We start from the raw sequence: 10,303 nt of genomic DNA, 5'->3' as shown, positions 1-10,303 counted from the left end.
GAACGGCGACACCGCGTCCGTTCCCGTCTCCACCAGGTCCCACAGGTCCTCCGCGGAAGCCACCCCACCGGGGAAACGGCAGCCCATACCCACGATCGCGATCGGCTCGTGGGCCCGGTCCTCGGTCTTCTTCAATCGTGTGGTGGCACGGTGGAGTTCGGTGGTGGCTCGCTTCAGATAGGCGCGCAGCTGCTGCTCGTCAGCCATGTTTCGTCACCCCGTGGTGTTTCGGATGGTCGGTGTGGGTGGGGACGCTTCAGAACCGGTCGTCGATGAACGCGAAGAGTTCTTCGTCGTCGGCGGCGTCGAGCGTTCCGCTCACGTCGTCGTCGCCGCCGTCCGGGTCGGTGAGGCCGCTCGTCGCGCCGTTGAGCTGGTCCCACAGCCCGGACAGGACGGCAAGCCGGTTCGTGATCTCGTCGCGTGCCGTGCCGTCGGGGACGGCCGTGTCCAGGGCTCCCTGATCGGCGAGGTGGACGAACAGCTTTTCCAGGCGGTCCAGTTCGCTCGTGAGAGAGACCTCGCCGCCCTCCGTCGGTGTGTCGGGGGCGAGCCGGGTGTGCAGGTGTCCGGCGAGTGCCTCGGGCGTGGGGTGGTCGAACACCAGGGTGGCGTTGAGCCGGAGACCGGTCGCGGCGGTGAGGCGGTTGCGCAGTTCCACTGCCGTCAGCGAGTCGAAACCCAGGTCGCGGAAGCTGTGTTCGGCATGGATCTCGCTGTTCTCGCTGTAACCGAGCACCGCCGCCGCGTGGGTGCGTACGGCAGCCAGTACCGTCTCCAGCTGTTCGACGGCGGGGAGTTCGGCGATCCGGTGGCCCAGTGTCGTGTCGACCGTCGCCGTGTCCGGCTGCGCCGCCGCGGAGACGGGGAGCGAGCCGCGCCGGTCCCGTACCAGACCGCTCAGGAAGGGCGGCACCTTGCCCTGGGCGTGCAGCGTGGCCTGGTTGATGCGGATCGGGACCTGGAGCGCCTCGTCCCAGTGCTGCGCCTCGTCGAAGAGCGCCACGCCCTCGGCGTCGGTCAGGGGCAGGATGCCGCCGCGGGCGAGCCGACGGCGCATGTCGCCCTGGTCGAGGTGTTCCGCCATGCGGCTGTTGCGGGCCCACAGTCCCCAGGCGAGTGAGACGGCCGGGAGTCCCGTACCCCGCCGGTATTGGGCGAAGGCGTCGACGAAGGCGTTGGCCGCGGCGTAGCTGCCCTGTCCGGGGCTGCCGAACAGCGCGGAGGAGGACGAGTAGAGGACGAAGGCGGACAGGTCCAGGTCCTTGGTCAGCTCGTGGAGGTTGAGGACGGCGTCGACCTTGGGCCGGAGCACGGCGTCCATCCGCTCGGGGGTGAGCGAGGGCAGGGTGCTGTCGTCCAGGACTCCGGCCGTGTGCACGACGGCACGCAGCGGCTGCGCCGTCGGGATCGCGTCGATCAGGGCGGCGAGCTGGTCGCGGTCGGCCGCGTCGCAGGCCCGGATGGTGACCTGGGCGCCCAACTCGGTGAGTTCGCTTACGAGGTCGGCCGCGCCGTCGGCCTCCTGGCCCTTGCGGCCGGCGATGACGAGGTGGCGTACGCCGTGCTCGCCGACGAGGTGACGGGCGACGGCGCTGCCGAGCGTGCCCGTTCCACCGGTGATGAGCACCGTGCCGTGGGCGTCGAAGGCGGGCGGCATCGTGAGCACGAGTTTGCCGGTGTGCTTGCCCTGGCTGAGGGTGCGGAAGGCCCGCCGCGCCTGTCGTACGTCGTGGACGGTGAGCGGCAGCGGTCGCAGGATGCCGGCCTCGAACAGTTCCAGGAGTTCGGTCAGCATCTCGCCGACGGCCTCCGGTCCGGCCTGGACGAGGTCGAACGGCTGGTAGGCGGTGCCGGGGTGGGCCTCGGCGACGAGCCGGGAGTCCCGGACGTCGGCCTTGCCCAGTTCCAGGAAGTGGCCGCCTCGGGGCAGCAGGCGCAGTGAGGCGTCGACGAAGTCCCCGGCAAGGGAGTTGAGGACGATGTCGACGCCTTCGCCGTCGGTCGCCTCCAGGAACCGGTCGGCGAAGTCCAGGGTGCGGGAGTTCGCGATGTGCCGCTCGGGCACGCCGAGTTGGCGGAGGGTGTCCCACTTCGCGCCGCTCGCGGTCGTGTAGACGGTCAGACCGAGATGCCGGGCGAGTTGGAGTGCCGCCATGCCGACGCCTCCGGTCGCCGCGTGGATCAGCAGGGACTGGCCCCGCTCGGCCCGGGCGAGCCGGTTGAGGGCGTAGTGGGCGGTGAGGAAGACGGCGGGCACGGAGGCGGCTTGGGCGTACGACCAGCCGTCCGGGATGCGGGCCACCATGCGGTGGTCGGCGACGGCGTTCGGGCCGAGGCCGCCGGTCCACATGCCCAGCACCCGGTCGCCCGGGGCGAAGGCGGTGACTCCGGGGCCTGTCTCGGTCACGACTCCGGCGCCTTCGGCACCCATGACGCCGTCGCCCGGGTACATGCCGAGCGCGATGAGCGTGTCACGGAAGTTGAGGCCGGCGGCACGTACGGAGACGCGTATCTGGCCTGGCAGCAGGGGCGCCAGGGTGTCGGGCGCCGGTGCGAGGCGCAGCCCTTCCAGGGTGCCGTCGCCGCCGGCACCGAGCCGCCAGGCGGCGGCGTGAGCGGGATCGGCGGGCAGCTCCAGGGTGTCGGGGGTGGCCGGCCCCATCGCGGTCAGGCGGGGTGTGTGGATGTGCTCGCCGCGGACGGCGAGTTGAGGTTCCCCGGAGGCCAGCGCGGCGGCCACCGCGCTCGCGCTGACGGTGTCGTCGTCCGCACCGAGGTCCAGCAGCACCATCCGGTCGGGTTCCTCGGACTGGGCGGACCGCACCAGGCCCCATGCGGAGGCCGCCGCGGTGTCCCGCACCGTCTCACCGGGGTCGACGGCGACGGCGCCGCGGGTGGCGAGGACCAGCTTGGACGGGAGCCGGTCGGCGTGCTTCAGCCACCTCTGGGTGATGTCCAAGGTCTTGTGCAGGCTGGTGCGCACGGTTCGCGGGTCCGGAGCTCCCGCAACTCGCGGGAGCGAGACGGCGACCGCGTCCGGAGCGGCGGCGTCCGTGGAGCAGGCGTCGACCAGTGATTCGAGGTCGGGGTACGTGTCGCAGGCCATGTCCGCGCCGGTGAGGGCGGCGGTCAGCCCGCAGTGGTCGTCGCCGACGACGGCCCAGCGCTGGGCGGGCAGGGATTCAGGAGCCGGCGGCCGCACCCAGTGGACCCGGTGGAGGGAGCCGCCGCCTTCTCCGGAACCGATGGCCCTTGCCCTCTCGGCGAGTTGCTCGACGGGGACCGGGCGTACGACGAGCTCGTCGATTTCCAGCACGGGCCTTCCCTCGCCGTCGGCACACACGAGGCGTACGGCCTCTGTGCCGGTGCTCGAGACCGTGACGCGCAGCCGGTCTGCGCCGGTGGCGTGGAGGCGTACTCCGCGCAGGGCGAACGGCATGCGGGCCTGGTCGTCGGCGGGGAAGAACTCGCCCAGGCTCATGGTCTGGAGGGCGGCGTCCAGCAGGGCCGGGTGGATGTCGTGGGCACCGGCTTCGCCGGCATCCGGTCCGGGCAGGGCGACCTCCGCGTACACGGTGTCGCCGTCGCGCCAGCCGATGCGGAATCCGCGGAACGCGGGGCCGTAGCCGTAGCCACGTTCCTCGAAGGCGTCGTAGAAGTCGGCGGGGGCCGGGAGGTCTGCCGCCCGTGCCCCGACCGGCGGCCATACCCCGCCGGGCGCCGGTGAGGTGTCCCGTTCGTCGGTGGCCGGGGTTCCGTCGGTGGCCGGGGTGACGGTGGCCTGGGCGTGCAGGATCCAGGACGACCGCGGTGGGGCACCCGCCTCCCGGGAGTGGACGGTGACCGTGCGATGGCCTTCCTCGTCGGCCGCGCCGACCTGTAGGCGCAGTTCCACGGTGCCGGCGCCGGTTCCGTCGCCGTCCGTGGGGAGCACAAGGGGTGTTCGGAGGGCGAGTTCGTCGATCTGGCCGCAGCCGGACCGGGCACCCGCCCACAGGACGAGGTCGACGAAGGCGGTGGCGGGCAGCAGCACCGTGCCCAGCAGGGCGTGTTCGGCCAGCCACGGCTGGGTGTCCGTGCCCAGCCTGGCCGTGTAGACATGGCCGGCGGAGTCGGGGAGTTCGACGCCTGCGCCGAGCAGCGCGTGGCCGGCGTCCGCCAGTCCGATCGAGGCCGCGTCACCGCGCCGTGTGGGCGCGTGGTACCAGTAGCGCTGCCGTTGGAAGGGGTACGTGGGCAGGTCGACACGGCGTGCCGACGGTCCGTACAGCGCCTCGGCGTCGATGTCGACGCCCCGGCCGCAAGCGGAGGCGAGCGCGAGGGCGAAGTTCCTCGTGCCGCCCTTCTCACGGCGCAGGGTGTGCAGCACCGCGGCCGGAGCACCGGCGTCGGAGACGGTTTCCTCCAGCGACACGGCGAGCATGGGGTGCGGGCTGGACTCCAGGAACGCGTGGTGGCCGTCGGCGAGCAGGGCACGCGTCGCCCGTTCGAACTCGACCGGCTCGCGCATGTTGCGATACCAGTAGGCGGCGTCCAGTTCGGCCGTGTCCAGCAGTCCGCCGGTGACGGTCGAGTAGAACGGGATGCCGCAGGACCGGGGGGTGACCGGGGCCAGTTCCCGCATCAGCCTCGCTCGCAGCGCGTCCACCTGTGGGGAGTGCCCGGCCGTGTCCACACCGGGGATCGCCCGGGCGTGGACACCGTCGGCGTCCAGTTCCGCCAGCAGCTCGCGCAGTGCCTCGGGGTCGCCGGCCACCGCCGCAGTACTCGGGCTGTTGACGGCCGCGACCGACAGGCGGTCGCCGAAGCGCGCCAGGCGGGCGCGTACCTGCTCGGCCGGCAGCGACACGGCAGCCATGCCGCCCTTGCCCGCGAGAGTCAGCCACGCCTGGCTGCGCAGCGCCACGATCCTCGCGGCGTCCTCCAAAGAGAGCCCGCCCGCGACGCAGGCGGCGGCGATCTCGCCCTGGGAATGACCGATGACGGCCGACGGCCGGACCCCGGCCGCCCGCCAGCAGGCGGCCAGCGACACCATCATCGTGAACAGCACGGGCTGGACGACGTCGACCCTGCCGAGCGACGGCGCCCCCGGCACCTGCCTGAGCACGTCCAGGACCGACCAGTCGAGGAACTCGCCCAGTGCGGCGTCGCACGCTGCCGCGGACTCGCGGAAGGCCGCGGAGTGCTCAAGCAGTCCTTCGGCCATGGCCGGCCACTGGGAACCCTGGCCGGGGAAGACGAATACCGTGCCGCCGTCCCCGGGGCCGGCGTGGAAGTGGGCCACGGACGGATGCTCCTGGCCGCGGGCGAGGGCATGAAGGGCGTCGAGCAACTCCTCGCGGTTCTCCCCGCCGACCACGGCACGGTGCTCGAAACGCGCGCGGGCGGTGAGCAGGGTGAGTCCTGCGTCCTCCGGGCGTATGCCGGAGTCTTCGAGGAGGGCGGCGCGCAGTCGGTCCGCCTGGTCGTGGAGCGCCGCTTCCGTACGGGCGGAGAGCACCAGCGGTACGAGGCCGTCCGGTTGGGCCTGGGCCTGCAACTCCTGCACCTTTTGGGGCTGTTGGGGGTGGGATGTGGTTGCCTCGGCAGGAGACGGGGCTTGGGCAGAAGACGTGACCTGGGCAGGGGCGGACGGGCGCGGGGCCTCCTCGATGAGGACATGCGCGTTGGTGCCGCTGATACCGAAGGCGGACACCCCGGCGCGACGCGGTTCGTCGCCCTCCCGCCATTCCACGGCCTCGGTGAGCAGGGCGACCGTGCCGGACGACCAGTCGACACGGGGGGTCGGTTCGTCGACATGCAGGGTCCGGGGCAGGACGCCATGACGCAGGGAGAGGATCGTCTTGATCATCCCCGCGACACCGGCCGCGGCCTGTGCGTGCCCGATGTTGGACTTCACCGACCCCAGCCACAGCGGCTTGTCGGGCGTCCGGGACGCACCGTAGGTCGCCTGCAGGGCCTGGGCCTCGATGGGGTCGCCGAGCGGGGTGCCGGTGCCGTGCGCCTCCACGACATCGACGTCCTCGGCACGGAGACCGGCATCGGCGAGCGCCTGCCGGATGACCCGTTGCTGGGAGGGGCCGTTGGGGGCTGTGAGCCCGTTGCTGGCACCGTCCTGGTTGACGGCCGAGCCCCGGACGACGGCCAGTACGGGGTGGCCGAGCCGTTCGGCGTCCGACAGCCGCTCCAGGAGCAGCACGCCCGCGCCCTCGCCGAGCACGACACCGTCGGCCGCCCCGGCGAACGCCCTCGACCGGCTGCCGGGCGACAGCACGCGCTGCCGCGAGAACTCCACCAGCATCTCGGGCGTCGACATGACGGTCGCGCCCCCGGCCAGTGCCATCGAGCACTCGCCGCGGCGCAGCGCCTGCACGGCCAGGTGCAGGGCCACCAGCGAGGCCGAACACGCCGTGTCGACGGTCATGGCCGGGCCTTCGAGTCCGAAGACGTACGAGAGCCGGCCGGACATCACACTGGCCGAGTTGCCGGTGCCGAGGTAGCCGTCGAAGGTCTCCTCACCGTTCTGGAGGAGGCCAAGGTAGTGCTGTCCGTTGGTGCCGACGAACACACCGGTGCGGCTGCCGCGCAGCACCGCCGGGTCGATGCCCGCCCGCTCGAACGCCTCCCACGAGGTCTCCAGCATCAGACGCTGTTGCGGGTCCATCGCCACCGCCTCACGCGGTGAGATGCCGAAGAAGGCCGGCTCGAAGTCCGGTGCCTGGTGCAGGAATCCGCCTTCCCGGACGTACGTACGACCGCCCGCGTCCGGGTCGGCGTCGTACAGCTCGTCCAGGTGCCAGCCCCGGTCGTCCGGGAACTCGCTGATCGCGTCGCCACCGTCCCTCAGCATCCGCCACAGTTCCTCGGGGGTGTTCACGCCACCCGGGAAGCGGCACGCCATCGACACGACGGCGATGGGCTCGGAGTCGTGTCCGGACCGGCCGGCGGACGGCCCTGCGGTCGCTGCGGAGCCGGTTGTGCGCGCGGCGGCGTCGCCGTCGTGGTCGCCGCCCTCCGTGTGGCTGAGCGCTTCCTCCCGCAGATGGCGCGCGAGGGCGGTCGGGTCAGGGTGGTCGAAGACGAGGGACGCGGAGAGCTTGAGGCCGGTGACATCCCTCAGGCGGTTGCGCAGTTCGACGGCGGTCACGGAGTTGAAGCCCAGGGCCTTGAACGGCTGCCTGACGTCGATCGCGTCGGGCGAGGACTGTCCCAGCACCGTCGCGGCATGGGTACGTACCAGCCGCAGCAGGAACCTCAGTTGCTCCTCTTCGGACCTGTTCGCCAGGGACCGGACGATCTCGGGGCTGCCGGTCGGGGAACCACCCACCGTCGCCTCGCCGCCACTGGCCACACCGTCGGCGGCCCGGATGCGGCGTGTCTCGGACAGCTCGCCGAAGAGAGCGGTCGGTCGTACGGCCTCGCGGGCGGACAGGAACCGCTCCCAGTCCACGGCTGCGACGGTCACGCCGCTCACGCCTCGGCCCACGGCATGGGAGAGGGCCTCGACGGCACGCTGCGGTTCGAGCGGGGTGAGCCCCGCCCGGCGCATCTCTGCTACGACCGTTGCCTGGGTGCCCGTTGCCTCGCCGGTCGCCACCTCGGCCGCGTCTTGCCACGGCGTCCAGGCCAGAGAGGTGAAGGGCAGGCCACGGGCCCTTCGCTGCTCGGCGAACGCGTCCAGGTGGGCCGTACCCGCCGCGTAACCGGCCTGACCTGTCCCGCCCCACACACCGGCGACGGACGAGAAGATGACGAAGGCATCGAGCTCGACGCCGTCCAGCAGAGCGTCGAGACGGGTGACGAGATCCGTCTTGGCGCGCACCGCATCGGCGAAGGCCGCCGGACTCGTCTCCAGCAGGGTGGTCAGCGGCACCGCCGGTGGTACGGCGAGTACCGCGGTCGGCGTCCGGTCGGCGATCACCGCGCGGAGGGCGTCGTCGTCATCCAGGCCGCAGGACACCACACTGACGCGCCCGTCCAGATCGGTTCCCTCGGCGGTCAAGGCCGGGAGGGAGGCGGCAGGGCCGGCGAGAACGACGTGCTCGGCGCCATCGGCGAGCAGGCGGCGGACCAACGGCTCGGCCGTCGCTTCAGCGATCTCCCCAGTCACCAGCACGGTGTTACGGGGCCGCCAGCCGGGCCTTGTCTGGTCGGTCGTGGCACGGACGAGCCTGCGTCCGTACACCCCTGAGCCACGTATCGCCAGTTGGTCCTCGGCACCGGGAGAGGCCAGCGCGGCGGCGGCCCGCCGGAAGGACCGAGGGTCAGGAACGGCGGCCAGACGCCCGGGGTCGGCGCGGAAGTCGATCAGCCCACCCCAGGTATGGGGAGACTCCAGGGCTGCCACCCGGCCCAGCCCCCAGAGCTGCGCCTGCTCGACGGACGGCTCCTCCCCGGGCATCGCGCTCACCGCGTTTCGCGTGACCGTCCAGAGCCGGGCGCCGACGGCCGAGTCGGCCAACGCCTGGATCAGCGTGAACGACGAGGCGACGCCGAGTGAGAGAGCCCGGTGCTCGGAGTGCGTCCCCTCGGCCAGCGAGAGGAGGGACACGATGCCCTGGAGCGGGGCGCCGTTCTGCGCGTCCGCCGCCCCCGCCAGCAGAGCACCGAGGCGCGAACGGTCGCAGGCCGGATCCACGGTGAGCCGCACGACACTGGCGCCTCGGTCAGCCAGGGCCCGGGTCATGCCCTCCGCGATCTGTGTCGCTGACGCAGACTCCGCCACTGTCTCCGGCACGACGAGCATCCAGCGTCCCGACAGCCGTGCCCCACTCTCGTCCTCACGCAGTGCCTTCCACGACACGCGGTACGCAAGATCGTCGGCCGCGCCATGTTCGGCCGACTCCAGCCAGTAGTGGCTGCGTTGGAAGGGGTAGGTGGGCAGGTCGACGCAGGCTGTGGTGAGGTTGTGCGACGTGTAGGCGGCCTTCCAGTCGACGTCCACACCGTGTACGAATGCTTCGGCCGCTGAGGTCCACCAGCGGTGCAGACTGCCTTCGTCCCGGCGCAGGCTGCCCACCACCACCGTGTCCTCACGGCCCGCCCGGTCGGCCAACTCCTGGATACCCATGGTCAGTACGGGGTGGGCGCTGGACTCGATGAACACACCCAACCCGTCATGCAGAAGTGCCTCGATGGTGTCGGCGAACCGGACCGGCTCGCGCAGATTGCGGTACCAGTAGTCCGCGTCCGTGCGCGCCTCACGGCCCGGCTCCACGGTGGAATAGAACGGAACCGACGGCTCCCGGGCCACCACCGGCGCCAACAGACCCGCCAACTCGTCCTCGATGGCCTCCACTTGGGCGGAGTGGGAGGCGTAGTCCACCGGGATACGGCGCGCCCGCACCCCCTGCCCCTCGCACAGTGTGACGAACTCGCCGACCGCTTCCGCCTCGCCGGAGACCACGGTGATGGCAGGGCCGTTGACCGCCGCGACACTTAACCGGCCCACCCAGCCGGACAACCGCTCCTCCACGGCTTCCGCGGGAAGCGCAACGGACGCCATGCCGCCCGCGCCGGCCAGTACCCGGCCGATCACCTGCGACCGCAACGCCACCACCCGCGCACCATCACCCAACGACAACGCGCCGGCCACGACCGCAGCAGCAATCTCACCCTGCGAATGACCCACCACCGCATCCGGTATGACACCCGCCGAAGCCCACACCGCAGCCAGTGACACCATCACCGCCCACGTCACCGGCTGCACCACATCCACCCGCTCCAGACCACCCCCGGAACGCACCACCTCCAGCAGATCCCACTCCACAAACGGAGCCAACGCCGCAGCACACTCAGCCATGCGGGCAGCGAACACCGGAGACGACTCCAACAACGCCGCGCCCATACCCGACCACTGCGTCCCCTGACCCGGAAACACCAACACCGTGCGACCCACCGGCCCAGCCACCCCCGACACCACCGGCGACCTCAAACCGGAGACCAAGCCATCGCGGTCGGACGCCACCACCACAGCCCGATGGGCGAACACCGACCGCTGCGCAGCCGACCACCCCACCCCCGCAACATCCAGCCCGGGATCCGACACCACCCGTGACGCCAGACGCCCCAGTCCAGCGTCCAACGCATCCGCCGACGCACCCGACACCACCACCGGAACCGGAACATCGGAGCGTGCCGGGACTGGGTTCGCGGCGGAGTCGGTCAGCGCCTCCGAATCGTCCAACGGCGCCTGTTCCAGCACCACATGAGCATTGGTCCCACTCACACCGAACGCCGACACACTCGCCCGCCGCGCCCGCTCCACCACCGGCCACGCCCGCGCCTCCGACAACACCTC

General features: G+C 71.8%; 2 protein-coding genes. Both read right to left on the bottom strand.

Annotated features, from left to right (window positions below):
* Nucleotides 1-207, bottom strand: a 207-nt coding sequence (locus AOK17_RS39535; RefSeq protein ID WP_157881491.1) for a beta-ketoacyl synthase N-terminal-like domain-containing protein, incomplete at its 3' end; no start/stop codon positions are given.
* A gap of 49 nt (nt 208-256) precedes the next feature.
* Entirely contained in the window at nt 257-10,300 is a 10,044-nt protein-coding gene (locus tag AOK17_RS39530) for an SDR family NAD(P)-dependent oxidoreductase (RefSeq protein WP_425424673.1), read from the bottom strand.
* Nucleotides 10,301-10,303 lie beyond the last annotated feature (3 nt).

It is taken from the genome of Streptomyces phaeochromogenes (assembly GCF_001418655.1).
GTDB lineage: Bacteria > Actinomycetota > Actinomycetes > Streptomycetales > Streptomycetaceae > Streptomyces > Streptomyces phaeochromogenes.
This window is presented reverse-complemented; position numbering and strand designations above follow the sequence as displayed.